This window comes from Gottfriedia luciferensis, from assembly GCF_002156865.1.
Lineage (GTDB): Bacteria > Bacillota > Bacilli > Bacillales > Bacillaceae_G > Gottfriedia > Gottfriedia luciferensis.
This window is the reverse complement of sequence record NZ_NCTA01000047.1, coordinates 1-22,336: the sequence shown is the minus strand read 5'-3', so window position 1 is coordinate 22,336 and position 22,336 is coordinate 1. Positions and strand designations below refer to the sequence as shown.

At 33.3% G+C, this 22,336-nt stretch carries 19 protein-coding genes; 6 read left to right on the top strand and 13 right to left on the bottom strand.

Going from position 1 to position 22,336, the window contains the following annotated elements:
* Window positions 1–517: 517 nt before the first annotated feature.
* A complete protein-coding gene (locus tag B7R67_RS19340) occupies window positions 518–1,438 on the bottom strand; it encodes a lipase family protein (RefSeq protein ID WP_158095152.1) in 921 nt (306 codons plus the stop codon).
* Between the two features lie 188 nt (window positions 1,439–1,626).
* On the opposite strand from B7R67_RS19340, the gene B7R67_RS19335 reads away from it, so the two are divergent.
* Window positions 1,627–2,112, top strand: coding sequence for a CarD family transcriptional regulator (locus B7R67_RS19335; protein ID WP_088072621.1), 486 nt, complete (start codon window positions 1,627–1,629; stop codon window positions 2,110–2,112).
* Between the two features lie 447 nt (window positions 2,113–2,559).
* Here the strand turns inward: B7R67_RS19335 and cspD are convergent, their stop codons facing one another.
* From cspD to B7R67_RS19320, 3 genes are all read right to left on the bottom strand, one after another.
* Window positions 2,560–2,760, bottom strand: a complete 201-nt coding sequence (gene cspD, locus B7R67_RS19330) for a cold-shock protein CspD (RefSeq protein WP_025568675.1) — start codon at window positions 2,758–2,760, stop codon at window positions 2,560–2,562.
* Window positions 2,761–3,053: 293 nt separating this feature from the next.
* The gene (locus tag B7R67_RS19325) at window positions 3,054–4,676 is read right to left on the bottom strand and encodes a M14 family metallopeptidase (RefSeq protein ID WP_088072620.1); all 1,623 of its coding nucleotides are present in this window, start codon (window positions 4,674–4,676) and stop codon (window positions 3,054–3,056) included.
* 144 nt (window positions 4,677–4,820) lie between these two features.
* Window positions 4,821–5,273, bottom strand: coding sequence for a C40 family peptidase (locus tag B7R67_RS19320; protein WP_235822220.1), 453 nt, complete (start codon window positions 5,271–5,273; stop codon window positions 4,821–4,823).
* A 691-nt stretch (window positions 5,274–5,964) separates the two neighbouring features.
* On the opposite strand from B7R67_RS19320, the gene B7R67_RS19315 reads away from it, so the two are divergent.
* From B7R67_RS19315 to B7R67_RS19305, 3 genes are all read left to right on the top strand, one after another.
* Window positions 5,965–7,590: an SWIM zinc finger family protein gene (locus B7R67_RS19315; protein ID WP_088072619.1), complete on the top strand. Its 1,626-nt coding sequence runs from the start codon at window positions 5,965–5,967 to the stop codon at window positions 7,588–7,590.
* Window positions 7,574–10,330 carry a DEAD/DEAH box helicase gene (locus B7R67_RS19310; RefSeq protein ID WP_088072618.1) on the top strand — a complete coding sequence of 919 codons (2,757 nt, stop codon included), beginning with the start codon at window positions 7,574–7,576 and terminating at the stop codon, window positions 10,328–10,330. Before B7R67_RS19315 ends, B7R67_RS19310 begins: the two co-directional genes overlap by 17 nt.
* Before the next feature lie 214 nt (window positions 10,331–10,544).
* Window positions 10,545–11,093, top strand: a complete 549-nt coding sequence (locus tag B7R67_RS19305) for a GrpB family protein (RefSeq protein ID WP_088072617.1) — start codon at window positions 10,545–10,547, stop codon at window positions 11,091–11,093.
* 552 nt (window positions 11,094–11,645) lie between these two features.
* On the opposite strand, the gene B7R67_RS19300 is transcribed toward B7R67_RS19305, so the two are convergent.
* The 5 genes from B7R67_RS19300 to B7R67_RS19280 all read right to left on the bottom strand — a co-directional run bounded on the left by B7R67_RS19300 (window position 11,646) and on the right by B7R67_RS19280 (window position 16,019).
* On the bottom strand, window positions 11,646–12,035 hold the full coding sequence (locus B7R67_RS19300) for a hypothetical protein (RefSeq protein WP_088072616.1): 390 nt from the start codon (window positions 12,033–12,035) through the stop codon (window positions 11,646–11,648).
* Window positions 12,036–12,219: 184 nt separating this feature from the next.
* Window positions 12,220–12,642 (bottom strand): 3-hydroxyacyl-ACP dehydratase FabZ, encoded by a 423-nt coding sequence (gene fabZ / locus B7R67_RS19295; protein ID WP_088072615.1) that lies wholly within the window; start codon window positions 12,640–12,642, stop codon window positions 12,220–12,222.
* Between the two features lie 109 nt (window positions 12,643–12,751).
* Window positions 12,752–13,573 (bottom strand): flagellar hook-basal body protein, encoded by an 822-nt coding sequence (locus B7R67_RS19290; protein ID WP_088072614.1) that lies wholly within the window; start codon window positions 13,571–13,573, stop codon window positions 12,752–12,754.
* Window positions 13,574–13,602: 29 nt separating this feature from the next.
* On the bottom strand, window positions 13,603–14,436 hold the full coding sequence (locus B7R67_RS19285) for a flagellar hook-basal body protein (protein ID WP_088072613.1): 834 nt from the start codon (window positions 14,434–14,436) through the stop codon (window positions 13,603–13,605).
* 311 nt (window positions 14,437–14,747) lie between these two features.
* Window positions 14,748–16,019: an MFS transporter gene (locus tag B7R67_RS19280; RefSeq protein WP_328587380.1), complete on the bottom strand. Its 1,272-nt coding sequence runs from the start codon at window positions 16,017–16,019 to the stop codon at window positions 14,748–14,750.
* A gap of 253 nt (window positions 16,020–16,272) precedes the next feature.
* Here B7R67_RS19280 and B7R67_RS19275 point away from each other — a divergent pair, with 253 nt between their 5' ends.
* The gene (locus tag B7R67_RS19275) at window positions 16,273–16,536 is read left to right on the top strand and encodes a hypothetical protein (RefSeq protein ID WP_088072611.1); all 264 of its coding nucleotides are present in this window, start codon (window positions 16,273–16,275) and stop codon (window positions 16,534–16,536) included.
* A gap of 97 nt (window positions 16,537–16,633) precedes the next feature.
* On the opposite strand, the gene B7R67_RS19270 is transcribed toward B7R67_RS19275, so the two are convergent.
* The 4 genes from B7R67_RS19270 to B7R67_RS19255 form a co-directional block, all read right to left on the bottom strand.
* Complete coding sequence (locus tag B7R67_RS19270) at window positions 16,634–17,746, bottom strand: GerAB/ArcD/ProY family transporter (protein WP_088072610.1); 1,113 nt, start codon at window positions 17,744–17,746, stop codon at window positions 16,634–16,636.
* A 15-nt stretch (window positions 17,747–17,761) separates the two neighbouring features.
* Window positions 17,762–18,943, bottom strand: a complete 1,182-nt coding sequence (locus B7R67_RS19265; protein WP_088072609.1) for a Ger(x)C family spore germination protein — start codon at window positions 18,941–18,943, stop codon at window positions 17,762–17,764.
* A 3-nt stretch (window positions 18,944–18,946) separates the two neighbouring features.
* Window positions 18,947–20,470 carry a spore germination protein gene (locus B7R67_RS19260; protein ID WP_235822219.1) on the bottom strand — a complete coding sequence of 508 codons (1,524 nt, stop codon included), beginning with the start codon at window positions 20,468–20,470 and terminating at the stop codon, window positions 18,947–18,949.
* A 477-nt stretch (window positions 20,471–20,947) separates the two neighbouring features.
* Window positions 20,948–21,112 carry a YycC family protein gene (locus B7R67_RS19255; RefSeq protein ID WP_088072608.1) on the bottom strand — a complete coding sequence of 55 codons (165 nt, stop codon included), beginning with the start codon at window positions 21,110–21,112 and terminating at the stop codon, window positions 20,948–20,950.
* Between the two features lie 82 nt (window positions 21,113–21,194).
* On the opposite strand from B7R67_RS19255, the gene B7R67_RS19250 reads away from it, so the two are divergent.
* A complete protein-coding gene (locus B7R67_RS19250) occupies window positions 21,195–21,929 on the top strand; it encodes a glycerophosphodiester phosphodiesterase (RefSeq protein WP_268876043.1) in 735 nt (244 codons plus the stop codon).
* Window positions 21,930–22,336 lie beyond the last annotated feature (407 nt).

Below are 22,336 nucleotides of genomic sequence, written 5' to 3'. Positions count from 1 at the left end.
TAGTAACTTTTTTCAGAGTGTTGAAATATATATCGGTCAATATGAAAAATGTCATTAAGTGAACATTTTTGAAAATAAAGTTAGTATTTTTGCATCTATTTATGAATAGAAATGTTAATCGTATTTATAAAACCATCAAATTCAAATCATCTCTTTGATTTTTATCATTAGTTTAAAATATTAAATACTAATCTTTAGATAAAAGAATTCAACTGTTTAGTAACTTGTTCTAAGTAAAGGATATTTAAATCGTTTTTTAATGAATACTCGTATTGGTGAATGAGTTGATTGGAACGAAAGGATGCTCGACTCCTATAGGAAGTGCGGAAAGGCTGAGACCACGCAGGCTTGCCGAAGAGGCTCAGGTTTTGCCCCATGGAAAGCGAGCATACTGTAGTGGAAATGAACATCACTCAACTTCCTTTACGAAAATTTGATAGTTATTTGACAAGATAATTTTTCAACAGCGTGAAAAAAGCTACTATTATAAGTAGTAGCTTTAAATTAGATAGTTTTTTTATTTCCAAAATACACTCTCAAACTCCGCTAAATTATGATATGGATACAAAGGTTTTAATAGTCTTGCTTTGGTCCATAAATCTGTCGTTTTTTCTAATGCTTCTAAAGATGTTTTATAGTTTTCATCAACTGTAATGTATTTTACATTACCAAGATGCTGAAGTGAGTAACCTGTAATTTGTTTAAAAAATGTTTTACTAGAGTAATCTAATGGGTCACCTTTTACAATATAGTTTGTAAATAATGGTTTATATGCTTTTTGTATGCTCACAGTTTTTGCATGAAGTTTATTTGAGTCATCATCCAATAAGATACCTAAGGAGTTAAACGTCACCCCTTGTACGAACAGATTACTTTTCATTTGCTTATCATTATGAAGGTGGTACCCTACAAATTGAGCTAAATAGCCACCAAACGAGTGTCCAGTTACATATACACTAGCTTCCTTGTTCTCTTTTTTATTTAAGATTGATTTAACCCATTTATATGCTTCTTGTGCTTGTGCATCAACAACAACGGGAGAACCATTTTCTGGAGATTCAAAACCAACCAATCTTTGATAGATGTCTTGTAAATTAATTTTCTTTAGTCCACTAAACGCAAATAATAAACTGTTATTTTTGTTGTTCTTTAAAGCAATTGCTGAAAATCCAATATTACCAGATGTTATAGAAACTAGACGATAATCTTTTAGGTTTTTATGAATTTGAGTAAGTAGTGGATCAACAATACCTTTATGTTCAATCAAGCTTTTTCCGATTTCCCTATTTAGAAACGCTTCATAAGAAAGCTCTGAAGCCGCAAGTAATACGCCATCTGGAAGTTTTTCTGGCTCTTTTGGTTCTTGTAAGCTACATCCTGATGTCGTGCTAAAAAAAGTAAGCACTGCTACGATAAAAATAACTACACGAAAATTCATGGGCAACCTCCTTTCGACCTTCTCTCCCTTCATCTTATGTCCATGACCATATAACATGTTCATCTTTTTCCCCAAAAATCGAGAAATTATACAAAAAAATATTGACAGTTTATTTTATAAAATGATATTATATAAATTTTGCTATTTTATTTTTTAATGTTATACTAAGGATATAAGAATTTTCGGAGGTGGGTACATTGTTCAAAATTGGCGATCAAATTATCTATCCATTGCAGGGAGCTGCAGTAATTGATTCCATTGAAGAGAAAGTTATTCAGGGTATAACTCAACAGTACTACATTATCAACATACCATCAAATAATTTAAAATTGATGATCCCTCAAGGGAATATGGGAAACACGAAAATTCGATTAGTCGAAGATCAAGAGCATCTAGAAAATGTACTAGATGACTTTTCAAATGGTCTTCCAGATGATTCCTTAAATTGGAAACAAAAATATGATACAAACATGAAAAAACTAAAATCAGGTGAATTACTCGCAGGCGCGCAAGTTGTACGTGATTTAACTCTACAAGGCAAAGAAAAACCTTTAAATCCAAGTGAAAAAGAAATGCTAGACACAGCTAAAAGAATGTTCGTTGGTGAGCTTAGCTTAATTAAAGGGATTTCACAACTAGAAGCAACTCAAATTATTGACTCAGCATTAAAATAAAATAATAAGCATGAAAAGAGCCTGATTAGGCTCTTTTTTTTATTTGGCTCAGATGTACATTTAAATTGCAAAACTTTTTTGAGCACGTTTGAAAACTAAATAATAATGTTTTTTTGATTTTTTTGGATATTTTTAGCTTAACTTAAGAGTAGTTTTGAGATCTTGATGTTATTTTGGGGAGATTTTTAGCTTTATTTGCAGTTTTAGGAAAGTTATTTGCGGTTTTAGCTAATTTTATTTGCCGATTTGATTATTTTATTTGAAGTTTTGGCTATTTTATTTGCAGTTTTAGCAATTTTATTTGCGGTATGCCTTTTTTATTTGCAGTTCGACAACTTTTTTTGCAAACCCACGCGACCAACATCTTCTCTCCTTACACTTATTACCAGAAAATAAAAAAGACTGCTAGCAAATATGCTAGCAGCCTTTGATTCACTCAAATGTGAATTATAATTTAACTACGTTTTCAGCTTGAGCGCCACGGTTACCTTGAGTGATCTCAAAGCTTACTTTTTGGCCTTCTTCAAGAGATTTGAAACCGTCGCCTTGGATAGCTGAGAAATGTACGAATACATCGTCTCCACCTTCAACAGCGATAAATCCGAAACCTTTTTCTGCGTTAAACCATTTAACTGTACCTGTGTTCATTGTACGAACCTCCATTTAAACCTGTTTTTTTACACTTAATGAGTATTGTTAAGAAAAAATACACACATTAGAACAGGATGAAAATTCGTCCCTTTTAACACATGAATTGAATTAACCATTTCTTATTAAGTATGTTCTTATAATACCATAAAATGAAACGAAAAACAAACCGTGCAGCAAAAATAATAAAATAAGGACTCATCTTTGTATGATAAGTCCTTATTTTATATGGACAAAGTCCAAAAATTAGATTTTCAAATTTGATTAAATATGCGTTAGATTAGTCTTACTTTTTACTTTTCATTAGCCAATATTAAACCAATTGGTAGGTTTTTCTTCATAATACTACTGAAGTAACTATTTGGAACAGGTCTATTTCCAACGTACGGCGAAATTTCAATTGTAAATCCTGGTCGTTTTTTTGCAAGTACATACCAGTCTTTATATCCGCCGCCTCCGCCTTTTTTAGGAGGAACAAGGCTATAGCCTGTTTGCTTTGAAAGTTTTGTAGCGATTGCTTTATCTCTAGTCATTTGGCTACCAGTTTGGTTATAATGCCAAAAAATAATATTTCCAGATGAGTGGTATGACACTGTATTTTTGAAATTATGTCTATTTGTAAAATCATATAATGCTTTTACTTCTGGCTCACTTAATGGCTTTTTACCTTTATGGTTATCTGGGCCTGGCTGTAATTTATTACCTGATAAAGTGTTCCATCCCGCTGGATATTGACGATTTAAGTCAACTCCTCGTACATTTGCTTTCCAAGCTTTAAAATTCTTGCTTCCTTTATTTAACTTAATAACTTGGCTAGGATTTTTTGCACTGCTTGCACCTTTTTGTACTAACATAACTCCATCAGGATTAACCATTGGCACGAAATAAATAGATGTTTGTGAAAGTGTCTTTCTTACATCAAAACCATTTATTTTCGTATTTTTTTCATATGCACTAGCATACTGATCAAGCATTTCCATTATAACATTTGTTGTCATATGCTCACGTGCATGATGAGAACCATTTATAAAAATTTCAGATTTACCAGTTCCTAGCTTAAATGCATATAAATTTCTACCGTCTACTGATTTACCAATTATTTCAACTTTTGTAAAACTAGGATACCAAGCATTTAACTCTTGTAAATCCGCAGATAACTCATCATAAGAGTAGTCACCATTTGGATCCACATAGTTGTATGTCTTTAATGAAATATCAGATTGTGGGATTAAACCAGTTGTTCCCCCAATTTTCACAACATAATATGAGTAATAAATTGAATCAATTACGATTTTTTGTTGAGCTGGAATATCCACCATTTTCGGCTTTGGATCCCTTGGGTAAATAATTTTTGTATTTCGCACTGTTACGCCTGCATGATTCGTGATCGGCTTTACAGACATATTAAAAGTCGGCATTTTATCATTTGGTAAAGGAATCGTTTTATTTTTATCAATAAAAGCAGTTTGATTAAAGTATTGAATGATTAAATATTGATCCATCTCACCAATTTTACTAAAAACAGTATTTGCTTTTACTGTTCCTTTATTCACTAATTTACCATTTTCATTTAGTAATAATGAAGTATCACTCGAAACTTTAAAAACGGTTGTATCAGGGTATATTTCCCATTGTGTTGCATCTCGGACTTTACTTTTTAAGATTGTACCTGCATTTTCATTATACGTAACATAGTAAAGTTCATTTTCTTCTTTATCTACTTTTAACTTTACATTTTCAGGAATTGAAACGGTTGTCGTCTCATTTGTTTCGGCATTTTGCACCGTTAAATCTGTCGGTTCAAGAGTAACAACCCATTTCTCTGGATTTTCTTGAACTGTTGTTTCTGCAAATACGTCTTTAAACATACTAAACATAAGTACAAAAGCTACTAAACTAATTAACCCCTTTTTCATAACATTTTCCCCTCTCTAGTTGATTAATAACAAAATGTGTCTATATATGAATTAATTGTTATCCATTTGTCATAAAACGGCATACAAACGAAAAGCTCCCTGTTTAGGGAGCTACTTTAAATTGTCTAGTATATTGGTATTCTATTATTTTAGTACTCTTTTAGCTCCAGTAAATTTAGGACCCCAATAGCCACCGCTTAAAGTGTCAATCTTGATTCCTTTACTAGATGAAGCACTAATAAATTTATTGCTACCTACGTAAATTCCCGCGTGAGAAATACCTGCTTTGTATGTATCACTGAAAAATACAAGGTCGCCTGCTTCTAAATTACTTTTTGAAACTGGTTTACCTACACTATACTGTTCTGAAGAAGAACGTGGTAAATTAATTCCAGCTTGCTTATATACATAACGAACAAATCCTGAGCAATCAAATCCGCTTGGAGTAGTTCCCCCGTATACATATTCTACACCTATATGTTGTTTTGCTTCATTAACGATATCATTACCATCCATAGTTGCGGCTGATGTTTTACTTAGAGGTTGTCCAACTAGGAACAGGAAAATTATTGAAAGTAGTAAAAAACCTTTTTTCACAAATTTCACTCCTAGATCTATATGTCATTCAATTTTTTATAATTTATCTGATAATTCGATAATATCATGTTTATTTCGCTCATATGTTACAACAATATTACAAGTTGTTTACTGTTTATTTAAATAACCCATTAATACTACAATAAACGACGCGAAATTGTTCAGGATTCTACTTAAATCTACAATAAAAGCGTTGGAATTAGTGCGTTTCTATTACATTTTGGTGTGGTTTTATTGAAAACATGGGGTTTTTGCATGGAAATGGTATCGATTTGTTGATTTAATTGCGATTTTGCTGTTTTTTTTAGCGATTCTTGGATTTTAATTGCGATTTTGCCTTTTTTATTTGTGATTCCCGGATTTTAATTGCGATTTGTCTTTTTTATTTGCGATTCCCGAATTTAACTGTGGTTTGCCGTTTTTATTTGCGATTCTACGATATTAATTGCGATTTCACCTTTTTTATTTGTGTTTCCTGGATATTAATTGCGATTCCGCTACTTTATTTGCGATTCCCGAATTTAACTGTGATTTGCATTTTTTATTTGAGATTCCCGAATTTCATTGCAATTTCCGCGTCTTCTCGCAACATTACGACATCATCTTTCACTTTTTCCCTTTTCAACTATGTGTATCGTATTTGTTTAGGGTATAATTACCAATAAGAATGTTACGAGTTAGGGGGCAGAGGATGCTTCAGCGTGATTTAAGTAAAGATATCATTTATGAACTTTCATATTCACTTTTTTCAAAACTATCTCCTCAAAATTTGAGAGATGCAGAGCTTGTGGAAGCTGGTTTGCAGTTATATCGACAAGGTCAAGTTTATAATGTTTCCGTTCGGGATGGTCGACTTGTTGGGGTTGTTGAAGAATCTGAACAAATCCATTTGCCCATTTTACATATACAAAATCATGATCAAAATGGCTGTGATTGTTATGAGGCCCCTCCGTGTCAGCATCAAATTGCATTATTATGCTATGCTGCTGCTTCATTTTCTTTAGTTGGGGATCTAATGAGGAAGTTTAAGCAATCTTCTTTGAAGAGTATTCCAAATGTCATGACTGGTCGCCAGCTATTAGATCAAATGAATAAAATAGAGCAAGAACGACCAAAAGAGACTATAGCATTGTTCGAGGAAAAGTATAAAGAATATATCGAGCAGCAAAGAACATCATTTTATCAAGATGTTTATTTTGTTTATCCTTTATATGAACGGTTTTACCACGGATTATTAAACCAACAGCCACGACAAGAAAAAGAAAAGCTACAATATCAGTTATTAGCGTCAATCTTTACAATGAATAAAATGGTCGGACAAATAGAAATTCAAAGTACAGTATATGATAATGCTCATTTGCCTCGTGAAATGACGATGCTTGAGAATCAAATTGAAGCTGTTAGTAGACAATTACATAATCTAACTGGTGGCTCGGTTTCAATTCAATATGAAGAAGTTCTTCGTGAGCAGGTTCAAGCACTGCTGTTGGAGAGAAAACTTTGCATTATTCCGCGATATAACTCTTTTCGACATGTATATAAGGAGTTATTAAATAACCCGAAGATTTTAAATGAGGATTTAGAAACCTTATCTAAATTAGAGGACAACTATTTTGCAGATTTAGGCAAAGCTCATCTGTATTTCTTATTAAATCAGGATGATTCAATGCTCTCTATTTTAAAGCAATACAGTAGTAATGAGCGTACGCTTTATAGTTTTACTTACTGGATTGAGCACTTGCGAAAAAATAATGAAACAAATCGTATGTCACAATTCTTGCCTTTATATTACGAAATGCTTTTATACTTTTTACAAAATGGCGATGATGAATATGCTAAGACAACTTTCGCGAAACATTTTCTAACCCATTATGAGTACAACAGTTTTTATACAAACCAGACTGCGGGATTAGAAGTCGTCTATCAAGCATTACTACCATACAGTGTGATGCAATATACAGATTATTTAATGCATAATCGGGAATATAAACGCTGGGCTGAGTTACAAATGTATTTATACTCCTACACTCCTGATTCCATTGATAAACATGATCTTCAAGAGGTCCATAAGCACTCACCGCAATCTGTATTACCGATTTACCATCATTTAGTGCTTTATTATATTGACCTAAAAGGCAGAGCGAACTATAAGATAGCTGTTCGTTATTTAAAGAAGCTAAAGACAAATTATAAAAAATTAAAACGTGTGAAAGAGTGGGATGATTATATTCAGTATATTGAGTCACAGTTTATTCGTTTGCGCGCACTTCAAGAGGAATTAAGGAAAGGAAAATTAGTCAATGAAGCGACTAGCTAATCTTAGTATTGCCGTAAAGTGGGTAGAGAGAAAAGGTCTACTCGTATACGGAATGCAAAGTCACGGTGTCATCTTACCGGTAACTGCATGGAAGCATCTAGTGTTTCAATGGCATGAACCTTCATATTATGGGACATTATTACAATCAACCAGAGTCGGACAGATTGAAGGTATTCTTCTCACTCCAATTGAAGCACTTACTTTTTTTAAAGAACATAATGAAAATTCATTAGTAGAAATTACATATTTAGATGAAGCAAAGGAATTTCATAAAGAAATTTCTCAGTTGTATCCAGCCTTTCATGAAGGTCAAGTTTCTCCTAGCTTTGCACATTATCAAGCTGGGGAAGAATTATGGCGAATAGATGGTACGGATCAATTGGAACCGACATTACAAGAATTAGTTTCAGCAGCTATTAAGCAGCAGTTTGAAATTGAAACATATCATTCAAAGCGTTGGGATATAGCAAGAAGTCTTTATCATAATCCAAGCTATATTAAGCAACAACTCACGCATAGTATCGATGAAGACGATTGGCATGTGAAAATTGGTTTAAGAGATGACGATGTTCCATTTTCAATTCGTCTAGTACTTGAAGAGCCAATGAGCGAACATGAGGATTGGCAATTACATACCTATTTAATAGATGAACGAAAAGCGATTAAGCCTTATGAATATACAGGTCACTCTTCATTACAAAAGAAACATGCATCATATGCTGAATACTTAGATCGAACGTTTCAAGGTGTCGGTTTACTTGTTCCAACTTTAATCGAAGATAATAAGCCTAGAAAAATATTATCTGAGCAAGAGGCTTGGACATTTTTAACAGAAGATAGTGAGAAAGTACTTTCTGCAAATATCCAAGTTCTGTTGCCGAGCTGGTGGCAAGCATTAAAACAAAATAGAATGACATTAAAGGCAAGTGTTAAAGGAAAGCCTGCCGGAAATTCATTTTTCAATATGGAAACTTTAGTTGATTTCAATTGGAGAATTTCAACAAATGGGATGGAGCTATCTGAACAGCAATTCCAACAATTCGTTGAAAATCAAAGACGATTAATTCAATTTAATGGGCAATGGATTGCACTAGATCCAGCATTTATTGCTCGTATGAAAAAAATGATGGCAAAGGCTGAAAAGCAAGGACTCAGATTTCATGAAGTACTTCAACATGAATTACTACAAGGTTCTGAGAAAATAGAGGACGAAAATTCACCTTTTGCAGAAGTTGAAATTGAGGTTGATGATGTCTTCCGAGAATTAACGAAACGATTAACATCCATTTCAGAAGTTCCGGAACTTGAGGTTCCTCAAGGGTTGCAAGCAACATTACGTGCATATCAACAAAAGGGATTTGAATGGTTAATTCATTTGAAAAATATGGGCTTTGGTGCCCTACTTGCAGATGATATGGGGCTTGGTAAAACAATTCAATCAATCTCTTATCTAGCTTATCGTAAGGAGCATGAGGAAAAACATGGTGCATCACTCATCGTATGTCCTACTTCTGTAATCAATAACTGGAAACGTGAAATTGAACTTTTTTATCCTGATTTAACTGTTCATGTACACTATGGAGGAAATCGCTTAAAGGGAGAAGATTTATTTTCTGTAGTAAGAGATGTTGATATTGTCATTACTTCCTATGCTTTAAGCGTATTAGATTTTGAAGACTTGAATCAGTATGTTTGGAAAAGCATCATACTTGATGAAGCACAAAATATTAAAAATGCGGCGACAAAGCAGTCACGTGCAGTTCGTGGTTTAAAAGCGGAACATCGTATTGCACTAACTGGTACACCAATGGAGAATCGTTTAACGGAGCTTTGGACTATATTTGATTTCATTAATAGAGGCTACCTTGGCACACTAAATCGTTTTGTTAGTAATTATGTGAATCCAATTGAAAAAGATCGAGATGAAGAAAAAATTAACGCGGTTCATCGCTTAATTTCACCATTCTTATTAAGACGAACAAAGCAGGATGAAGATGTTGCATTAAATCTTCCGCCGAAACAAGAACAAAAAATGCTTTGTCCTTTGTCGGTTGAACAAGCAGCTTTATACGAACAAGTTGTTCAAGATAGCTTAAAACAAATTGATTCATTATCCGGTATAGAGCGTCGAGGTCGTATCCTGTGGATGTTAAATAAATTAAAACAAATTTGTGACCATCCTTCTTTATTCTTGAAAGAAACACAGCTCGTTGAATTTGAAGAACGTTCCAGCAAAGTTGAAAGACTGTTTGAATTAATTGATCCAATACTTGAACAAAAAGAAAGCTGTCTCATCTTTACTCAATACGTGCGAATGGGTGATATGTTAAAAGAAGCAATCCAAGCTAAATTTGGTGAAGAAGTAATATTTTTAAACGGAAGTGTACCGAAAGCATCTCGAGATAGTATGATCTCTCGCTTCCAAAATGGCGATGTAAAAATATTTATCCTATCCCTTAAAGCTGGTGGAACAGGATTAAACTTAACAGCCGCAAATCACGTTATGCACTTTGACCGTTGGTGGAATCCAGCAGTTGAAAACCAAGCGACAGACCGAGCATACCGAATCGGGCAAACCAAATTCGTTCAAGTCCATAAATTTGTAACAATCGGAACACTAGAAGAAAAAATTGACGAAATGCTCCAACGTAAACAATCACTAAATGATACGATCATAACGAGTGAGCAATGGATTACTGAGTTATCGATGGATGAGCTTGTGGAGTTGTTGGGCGTCTAGACATAAAGATTATAAAGGATTCTAAAATCATACAAATATGTACAATAATTCCCCTTAGAATTAATCTATAAGTAAAAAGCTTATAGCGTTTCTTAAGGGGATTTTTATTTAATAAAAAATAACTGTTTTTACTAGAATTATTTATCAGTACCTTCCCAGGCTTTTACGATCTCATTGTTTTTTTCACCACTAATAAATTATTACGGAGGTCCACATGAACGTAATCGTTACAAATCATAATGAAAATTGGAACAAATTATTTCAAGAAGATGCTAAACTCATTCGGGATATTTTAAAAGATGAGCTTGTTGAAATTCATCATATTGGAAGTACATCTGTTCCAAATTTAAAGGCAAAACCAATTATTGATATGTTACCAGTTGTTAAAAATATCAAAAATATAGATATGTATAATGAAAAAATGGCTGAGATTGGTTATGAAGGTCTTGGAGAATTTGGCCTTACAGGCAGAAGATACTTCCGTAAAGGCGGCGATAACCGTACACACCAGTTACATATGTATCAGTTCGACAACGAAACTGAAATCGAGCGCCACTTAGCAGTTCCCGCTTATTTAAGGGCTCATGACGATGCTGCAAAGGCATATGGAGAACTTAAGGCGAAGCTTGCTGAACAATTCCCAAATGACATTACAGGGTATATGGATGGAAAAGATGCTTTTGTGAAGGACATAGAACGTAAAGCAATTGCATGGAGAAAATCAAATAATCTTAACTACTCAATTAATTCAGTTGGAAGATGATTTTTGCTTAAAACATTGTATTTTTTATCATTTCCACTGATATTTTTGTTGAAAACTGGCTGAAATATGTTGTAAACGGTAATTTTTTGTTCGTTTTTTAAAGAATGGAAAGTTTTATTTGCCATTTTAGTGATTTTAATTTCTATTTTGCATTTTTATTTGCGATTCTCAAAATTTATTTGCGCTTTGCATCTTTTATTTGCCATTTTCAAAATTTATTTGCGATATAGCCATTTTTTATTGCGATTCTCGAAATTTATTTGCGATGACAGATTTTATTTGCGATTATTCTGGTTTATTTGCGTTTTTTGACTAGCTTTAGTCACTACATCTGATTTATTTGCAGTTTCTTTATTTTTATTTACAAATTATTTGCAGTTTTAACTAATTCATTTGCCGTTTCATCATGTTAATTACACATTTCCTTATTTTATTTGCAAATCACCTAATCTACTTGCTGATCAACTATGTTTCTTTGCACTTTCAACGAGTTTAATATAATCTACATAAAAAAACACAAAAAAACAGACCTCTATACAGGTCTGTTTTTTATTATACCGTTTGCATAGATTGTAATCGCTCTATGTGGTATTTCGCTTCTAGTTTGCAAGTGTATGTAGGATCTTCTACTTTTAGTTCTTTAACTAGTTGCTCGATTTGTTGAATTTGGTCCTCTGTTGGATCTTCATTCAATATTTTCTTAATATCTTCACTCATTTTAATTGCTAATTCTTGATGAAACTGTTCGCTGTTCAAAATTGACTCTTCGACAGTTGATTGCCATGAAGCGTTTTTTTCGTTGTAGCTTTTCCATTCTGCTAAGAAAGCTTCCCAGTTATACGCTTCTAAATCCCACTCTAAGTTTCTCATATATAATTCAAAAGCAGTTTTAATAGAGTTGGTAATACTTATTTTTGTTCCACGTGGTAAATTCTTGAGCATGATTTACATACCCCCGTTTTTAAATTTTTGTAATTACACTATGATGTAGGATTTCTATAACACTGTAATAATACCATAAAATAACGAATTACGACAAAATAATTTAAATTATTATACAATTTACACTATAGTAACATAAAAAAACCCTATTTTGAAAAAATAGGGCTCTTTAGATCAAATTCTTTTATTTTAGTGCAAACGTTAGTTCAGCTTCACATGCGATTTGTCCATCAACTGTAGCTACTGCTTTACCTTTACCGATTGGTCCACGCATTTTTACTAATTCTACTTCTAGTCTTAGTTGATCACCAGGTACTACCTGTCTTTTAAAACGGCAGTTATCAATTCCAGCAAATAATGCTAGTTTCCCTCTGTTTTGCTCTAGGCTTAATGCTGCAACTCCACCAACTTGTGCAAGTGCTTCTACGATAAGTACGCCTGGCATTACTGGATAATCAGGAAAATGGCCGTTAAAAAACTCTTCGTTCGCCGTTACGTTTTTAATGCCGACTGCACGTTTTCCTTCTTCATGTTCAATGATACGGTCTACTAATAAGAATGGGTAACGGTGTGGAAGAATTTCTTTAATTGCTTTGATATCTAACATATTATGTAGTCCTCCTAATTGGATTAGATTCATTAAATTAATAAAAAAGAAGCAAGTCTTAAGACCAGCTTCTATACATTATAAATATAATACTATCTTATTTTAAACGTTAACGCAATCCATTAATCAGACCGCTCATTTCGTCTGCCATTGTGATTGCACGAGAGCTGAATTGGTAAGCTTTTTGTGTAAGTGTTAAATCAGTCATAGAGCTTGCTAAATCAACATTTGATTGCTCTAGTGCACCACCCATAGTACTCACTTGAGTCGCATTTAACGGTCTTACCGTTTGTCCAACTGTCGCTGCACTAGATATGCGGAATAAATTGCTTCCTGCACTTTCAAGATTTTGAGGCTTTAAGACATTTACGACAGCAAGCTGGTAATTTGTTCTCGTACCATTTTGGTTTGTTACCGTAAGTCCGCCAGTTTCATTAAATGAAAAGTCCTTTGCATTTCCATCAACAATAATTAGACCGTTCGTTCCTAAAACTGGATTTCCTTCGCTAGTTGAAAGCTGTAACTTAGAACCATCAGCGTTTATTGGTAAAAGTTGAAAAGAGCCATCTCTAGTATATCTTGTTTCAGTTTGACCGTTTTCTGTTACATTTACTTGGAAAAATTGACTTTTATTTGTTAATGCAACATCTAGCTTTCTTTCTGTTCGCTGGATTGCACCTGCATCTAGCTGTAGTGCTGTATTAGCTATTTTTGCTCCTACTCCATATCGAATTCCATATGGCGTTCTACGGCCAACTTCAGCGCTATTATTTGGTTGATTATCAAACTGTTGGAACAACATTTCGCTAAAGTTTGTATCTCGACGTTTAAAGCCAACTGTATTTACATTGGCAATATTATTACTAAGTACATCTAATTGGCTTTGTAATTGTCCCATCGTATTTGCTGCGATTGATAACATTCTGTTCATTAATATTCCCCTCCCTTACTTCTCAATTTTTATCTAAGTCTTCCGATTTCATTTGCCGCTTTATCTAGGCTTCGATCATATGCTTGTAAAACCTTCTGATTTGATTCGAACGTACGATATGCTGACATAAGCTCTGTATATGTTTGAGTAACATCAACATTTGACCTTTCTATAAATCCTTGATTAACAGAAAATGCAATTCGATTATTATTTGAAGCAGTAGGTAAAGATTTACCGTTTGACGTTTTAAATAATCCTTCCCCTTCTTTTACTAAAGTGTTTGGATTATCTGAGAAAGCCACCTTTAATCTGCCAACTTGTTTTCCATTTTCAGTAATTGTCCCATCTTCCAGCATTTTAAAATCTGAAGATTGAACTTGTATACGTTTGTTATTTTCACCTAAGACATATAATCCACTGTTTGTAGTTAAATAACCATTTTGATCAAGTGTAAAATTTCCATTTCTTGTATAGCGAGTAGTACCATCTGGGTTTTGAAGCTCGAAAAATAATGCACCTTTTGTTTTAGCTGCTGTGTTAAATGGAATTACACGCTCTTGAATCGCAATATCAGTATTTTTATTTGTTTGTTGAAGATCACCTTGTGTAAAAATTGGAGTCGTTTCTTGCATATAAACCCCTGTATTTAGCCCACCTAAAACAGATCCTTTTTGGTTCATGTTTTTTTGTGGAATATTATTTGTTTCCATTCGATTCATCAATAATTCCGGAAATGAACGTAATGAAGCTTGTTCTCCTTTATATCCAGGTGTATTTGCATTTGATAAATTATTCGTCAAGTACTCAGTAACTCTTTGTTGTGCAATCATTCCAGACGCTGCTGCATAAAAACCCCTTAACATAAGCTTCTCCTCTCAATCTACTTAGCCCTTATATAGAGACTAAATGACAACTACTAGTACCAATTTAAATGTAAAAAAAAATCTATTTTATTGTTAAATTAATTCAAACGATTTTTGATAACTTTCGAATACTCAGTTCTAAAAACTGTTCCTTCATCGGATCATAACGGAATAAAAAGTCATCCATCTTATATATCGACAAAAAAACTGCCTATATTAGACAGTTTTATATAAAATGCGATTAAATTTTTATTAAAATTTTACTAATATTTTTTTTACTAAAACACTCATTAAAAAGAGAGAGGATAGTGTTAATGATTTACTGACTTTTCAACTTCAACTTGTTTCACAGAATCAACCACAAGGAACTTAGGTAATAAAAATAAGTAGTAGACTCCAACAATTGCTAGACTTGCTCCAACGATTGCGTGAATCCATTCAATTTTTAATACAGACGGATAGAAAACGGTAATTAGGCCAAGCGTAACGCTTTGCGAGAGTAAAATGATTGGTTGAATCCATCCCTGTACTCTTCCCATCATTCTTTTTTCTACTAACTTAGGAAACCAGCCACCAATACCAATATTAATAATAGGTATTGTTAATCCAATTATGAATTGCCAAATGATATATGCGTTTGCTGAAGTAGAAAACCCTCCTACAATTACACAAACTCCAGAAATGATTAATCCAATAATAATCATATATGGCAATGGGATTTTCTTTGCCAGCATTGACCCACAAATACTCCCAATTAAAACTCCAACTCCAAATGCGACACCGATATAAATTAACAATTCCTCGTAATTATTTGGTGCAAGTTTATATTTTAGAACAAAGGATGGCATGACGGAAAATCCACCGTTAATAATCCCGAATAAAAAGAAACCAGATAAAATTAATCTAAGTAATGAATGATTAAATATATATACAATTCCCTCTTTAAAGTCACTTAGGACTAGTTTAAATTTCAAATCTTTTACCGTGTGATCTCCATTTGGGTTTGTTATTTCCTTTGGTACCTTTGCTAATAAAATAAATAAGCCCGATAGTATGAAGGAAATTGTATCAACCATAATAGCTGCTTCTACCCCTAATTTCCAAAAGACAAACGTTCCAATTGCTCCACCAAAAAGCATAAATAAGCTACTTACAAGCTGATTAAGACCTGCAGAAACAGCATACTGATCTTCTGTTAATATGCCCTGTATTAATGACGATTGAGCAGGTTGGAAAAATTTCGAAACGCCGCTTCTTAAAAAGAGAATGCCGAAGGATAAATAAACCCAATCTTCATTTATCGTAATTAGTAAAATAATTGATAAAAACGCGCTAATAAAGTCACAGTTAACTGCGATTTTTTTTCTATTTAAACGATCTGCAACTACCCCAACTAAGAAAAATAAGAAAATCATCGGTAAGGTGTACATTAATTCAGTTATTGTTGCGTAGTAAGGCTGACTCGAAAACTTTCTTAGCAAGTACAGCATAAATGCTGTCATTCCTACGACAGAACCTAGCTGAGAAGTAAAATTGGCTAAAAATAGCCAAGAAAAATTTCGGTTTTTAAATATTTGGATCAATGAGATCCCCCCTTTACACACTTCTTCCATTATATACCAAATTTTCAGATAAAGGAAACTCGCCTTTAGGCAAAGTCAGAGGCCTAGTTGCGCTTATACATATCCTTAAAATGGGAAACTACGTCGAGGTTTTCTACTCTTATCTGTAAAAAATCGTAGACTCTGTCGAAGTTTATTTTTCTTTTCGTATAATCTTTACAGCTCTATACAAAAATAATGATAAATGATTCTGTTTAACATTAGGGGTGTCACAATGAAAATATTTATGATTTTTCTAATTTTATTTTTGATGGAAATGCTTTTGCTAGAAGGAATTGACATGTATAATGGCGATCATTTTCCTCACTTACTATTGAATATAGAACTTAGTAAAACGGAGCTTGTAGGTGAAGATTATGTTTTAATCTTCTTTTTTACTGTCCCATTCGGAATAGCACAAGTTGCTCTAAAATATATGAATAAAATGAAAAAGAAACGTAGTGAAGAACAAGATTCGGGTCAAAATACGACAAACTAAACTCAGGCGAAGATAGAGGCTTAATTGCACTTATACTTAATCCCTAAATTCTACCCCGCTGTCAATTACAAAAAAAGAGAATGCAGTTTATAAATTACTAAGCTGCATTCTCTTTTGTTTTGGTTTTATGCTGTATAAAAGCTATAACAAAAAGAATTAAAGGAATAACGATTTGTAAAGGAATGTGTAAAAAGTACGGTACAATATCCAATCCTTCTTTATAATGCTCTAAATAGTCAGGTGCCATCCAAACAGAACTAACTAGGATAATAAATGCAATAGGGTAAGTAAGCGTATCTGATTTTTTTACTTTAAATAAGTCTGCTGCTCCAATCATCGCACAGTAGAAAAAAACTGCTATCTTAATAAATCCCCCAATAACCATAACGATTACGACGATCGAATCAAGCCTTTGAATAAAATCTGCAATATTAATATAGCTAACTGCAGTTAAAATCGGATAAGTAGCTCGGACTACTGTATTCGAGCCCAATATTGAAATATTAATGATTGTAATGAGTGTTAAGACAATTCCAGCAAAAACTAATCCAGTCAATCCATATTTCCACGCATATTCTTTCTTCTTTAAGTAAGGCATAAGCATTGTGAACGCAATCATTTCTCCAAAGGGAAAGGTTAATGTTAAAGGGTAAGCTTCTTTTATGATTGTTTTCCAACCTGTCTCTAACACCGGTTTTAGATTATTCGTATCTACAAGACCTGCAATGATTTCAAAGCCGATTATCGTGGCAATAATGACTATGATGATCATAAATAGGAATTCATTTACTCTTGCGAATACTTCAAAGCCCTTAAAGATTGCATACATCACTAAAAACATCAATAAAATACCGATTGAGATAAGCGAAGAAGCATTATAAAGTGTAATGACTAATAGTTCTTCGAAATCACGTAAAACTCGTGCTCCTAGGTAAATAAAATAGACAATGTAAAGCATTGCTAGTATTTTACCAGTAAATTTACCTAAAATATCTTGAATGTATTTTGTAAAAGGTAATTCAGGATACAGTTCAAATAATTTAATATAAACGATAAATAATAAACATCCTGCTGCTAGAGCAAGTAAGACAGAAATCCATGCATCTTGCATTGCACCAGATGCAAGGCCGACTAATGTAGCGCTCCCCATTTCGAATAAAAATATTATACTAAAAAATTGAAAGGCACCAATGTTTAATTTTCGATTCATCGCATTCCCCACTTTCTAAAATGGATAAGCTTTCTTTCTCATACCTACATTATTTATTTGAACATCAACATCGACTTTCACCTTCGCTTTTTGAAATACTTTTCCCCAATCTTTCTCATATTTTTTAAATACTTTCGGATTTGCTAAATGTAGTTTATCTCCAAAGCCGAAGCTATCTGCACCAAATTTTTGTGCTTCTTTAATTCCTGCTAAAATATTATTCTTTAGCTGTTTCTCACTTAATTTTTCATACTTTTCCAGTGTTTTTGCTTTATCAAAGTCATCATTACAAAGTATTTCATCAATAATTGCCACTGCATTTACTTTTACGTTAATCATCGGGATATCATCTTTCATTTTTACTTTTGTTTTTGATTTCAACCTAATAATTTCCATCGAGTCATATTCTTTCTTACTGCATTTCACTTGCAAATTTGTTTCCTTAATCTTGTTATCAATAATTTGTACTGATTTTGCTGGGGGGCCGTCAATCCAGCCCACTAATTTACCTTGTTTGATAATCCCAAGCCCGTTAATCATGTTATAAGAAGATTTTACTTTCGAAAAATTGTCCAGTGTTTCAGAGGTGTCACTTTCTAATTCTAAACTTGCACCATTAATGACAGGTTCTCTTCCTTTACTGGAAAGTGCGGAGATCACTTGACGCATTTCGATTTCTTGGTTCTCACCTAAGAGAGCTGACGTGTTTTTTATCTTTCCTACAATTGATTTAGCTGGCAATTTATCGAGTGCAGGTAAATTATTCATTAATTTAAATACTGATTCATTTCTCGCGATAATGACCGGTATATTGACACGTATTTTTGCGTCTCTCTCAAACACATCAAAAATATAGTTTAAAGTTTTAATTTTCGCTAAGTTTTCTCCAATTACAACAAGTGCTACATGTGAGTATATATTTGTTCGGGATACTCTTTTTGTAATATTTCGTGCAGCTTCTGAGATTGTTCTACCATCTTCTTCTATAGCAATAACTGGTGTACCGATTGATCCTGTTTGCGTAGCGATTGCACTCGGATTAATAATTTGAAGAGTCACATCATATCTTTTTTCTTTCGGTTTATAATCAACTCCCATGGCTACAACAATTGAAACGCTGTTTAACTCTTTGTAATTAGAACAACTTCCTAAAAATAAGCTAGTAATAAGCGCTAAGATCACATAGTTTCTTTTCATCACTTATTCTCCACTACTTTGTTCTTTAATCGTTTTCGTATTACCTTGAGTAGGAACAACTAAAATCGTATCTTTTTGACTTTTTATACGAAATGGTGCAAACGGCGCAAAATATGGTTCACCAAATGAGCGTAAACTACACATGTGCAATAGAATAATGATCCCTCCGATTAACATTCCATATAAACCAATATAAGCAGCTGCTAATAATAAGATAAACCTCAGAATCCTAGCAGCAATCGACATATTATAGTAAGGGATTGTAAAGCTAGCAATCGCTGTAATCGAAACAATGATTACCATAGAAGCGGACACAAAGCCTGCTTGTACCGCTGCCTGGCCTAAAATTAAAGCTCCTACAATCGACAGTGCTTGACCAACCGCTCTTGGCATTCGAATACCAGCTTCACGTAACACTTCAAATACTAACTCCATTCCAAGTGCTTCAACTATTGCCGGTAACGGTACACCTTCACGTTGAGAGGCTAAACTAACTAATAATACAGTTGGAATAACCGCCTGATGGTATGAAGTAAGCGCAATAAAAATACCTGGTGCAAATAAAGCGACCCAAAAAGACATATATCGAAGTGCTCTTAGAAACGTTCCAATATAAGAACTTTGATAGTGATCCTCTGGCGATTGAAAAAACTGAGTAAACGTAGCAGGTAAAATCAAGACAAACGGTGTACCTGCTGTAAAAATTGCTACTCGGCCTTCAAGTAAATTACCAACTACAGCATCAGGTCTCTCCGTATTAATTATGGTCGGAAAAATGGTCTTTTGATCATTTTGAATATAGTTTTCGATATAACTGGATTCCAAAATTTCATCAACATTGATTGCCTCTAGTCGATGCATTACTTCTTTTAATAAATTCTCATCTACGACACCTTTTATATACATGACTTCTACATCTGTTCTTGTTACCTCACCGATTTTCAATGATTCAATTCGTAATGCAGGATGTTGAATTCTGTTGCGAATAAGCGATGTATTTGTACGTAAACTTTCTGTGAAACTATCCTTTGGGCCTCTAATGAGAGTTTGAGTCGAAGGTTCTGATATACTTCTAGACTGAACCATTTTTGTACATGCAACTAAATAGTTACAATCATGATCTAGAAGGATAACTGTGTCTCCGATAAGTAAGGCAGATAAGAGATTTGTATAACTTGATTGCGATTTCAAACTAGAAACCGCAATAATACTTTTTAAACCATTCTCTAAATCAGTTAATGAAAGCGTCGTCTCGGTTTGTGAATTAAGCCTAACGATTTTATTGATAATCCCTTCATTTATTAACTGTTCGTTTGAAATCCCATCGATATGAATCGTTGCAAAAGAATAATTCATACCTTCGCCAAGTGTTTCATGACGAATAATAAGATCTGAACTATCTCCAAAATCGTCTTTGATTCTTTTTATATTTTCTAGAATGTCCTTACTTAAAGAACGAGATATATTATTTTGAAATGGGATTTTTTTATTAGTCGCTGCACTATTCGTTTCTTTGTAGTTAAACACTTTTTACCACCGTCCCACTTTCATGGCTTATTATTCTTATACTTTTTCCAAAATCTTTCATTTAATGTATTGTTTTCTTAACAGACTAAATTCTAAATATATAATTTATAAGCTCGTACTTAATATTTTTGGAAAAGAATACTGCTTAAGTTAATCTCCATAATTAGATTGAATTTAAAATAAAGGCTCTGTTAAAAAAGAATGTTGATGATTTCCGTTCCAGGATGCTCGCTTTCCATGGGGCGTGAGCTGAGCCTCCTCGGCAAGCCTGCGGGGTCTCACCCTTCCCGCTACTCCCATAGGAGTCTCGCACCTTCTACTCCAATCAATGTCTTTAAATTCTTAAAATCTTTTTCAATTAAGAGTTTTGTAAAATATTAACAATTAACATTAACAGAGCCAAAAAATAAAAGCTCTAACCAGAAGGTAAGAGCCCGTTGTGTTGAAATCTGAGTTAAAATAGAGAAATTAAAAAACTTATTGCTGATCCTTAGAAGTCTCAGTATTATCAACGCTTTTTTCTAATTCCATTAACTTTTTAATTAATATATGCTGTGGCATGTGCATAATTTGTTCTAAAGGAACGTTTAATTTTTTCGAAAGTAAAACTGCCGTTTCTGGTGAAATTTGCAATGGTCGCATAATAGTCCTCCTTAGTTTCGTAAAATTAGTATACAATAAGAAAAAGAAGAAAGTACATATTTTCTCCAAGGAGGAATTTTAAGTGGTAGATATTATTGGACATAGAGGTGCTGCTGGTACGTATCCAGAAAATACAATGATTTCATTTAAAGCATGCGAAGATTTAGGTGCTGACGGAATCGAATTGGATGTTCAATTATCAAAAGATGGTGAAATTGTTGTTATTCATGATGAAACAATTAATCGAACTACGAATGGGAAAGGTTTTGTTAAAGACTATACATTAACTGAGTTAAAAAAATTTGATGCTAGTTATCGATTTAAGCGCCAGTTTAAAAATTGCACGATTCCAACTTTAAAGGAAGTTTTTGACTGGGCAAAAGGGAATCATTTTAGTATGAATGTGGAATTAAAAAATGATAAATTTGAATATCATGGACTTGAAGAACGAGTAATCAATTTAATCCGTTCTTATGAATATGAAAAGAGAGTTATTTTATCTTCTTTTAATCATAAAAGTATGCTTAAGTTTCATTTGATGGCACCGGATATTGAAACTGCTGTTCTATATAATAGAAGAAATAAAGAACCTTGGAAACTTGCTGAAGAGTTTCAAGCGGAGGGAATTCATCCGAATTATCGTATTATAACAGATGAAATAATTGCAAAAACTCTAGCGAAAAATATTGCTGTAAGACCATATACAATAAATGAACCTGACGTAATGAAGGAACTAATTCAAGCTAATTGTACTGCGATCATAACTGACTATCCAGAAATAGCTTTTCAAATAAGAAGTCAACTTATGAGTAAATAAAAAAGGTCATTAAATGAACATTAGTGAAAATAAAGTTAGTATTTTTGATAATCTATTAATGGATAGAAATGTTAATTTGTTTTGAGCAATATTAAAAACACCATCAAACTCAAATCATTACTTAGATCTTTTTCATCAGTTTAAACTATTAAATACTAATTTTTAGAAAAATGAATTTAAACTGATTAGTAAATTTGTTCAAAGTAAAGGAAATTTAAATAGTTTCTTAATGAATACTTTTATTGAAGAATGAGTTGATTGGAACGAAAGGATGATCGACTCCTATGGGAAATGCGGAAAGGCAGAGACCCCGCAGGCTTGCCGAGGAGGCTCAGGTTTCGCCCCATGGAAAGCGAGCATACTGTAGTGGAAATGAACGTCACTCAACTTCCTTTACGAAAATTTGG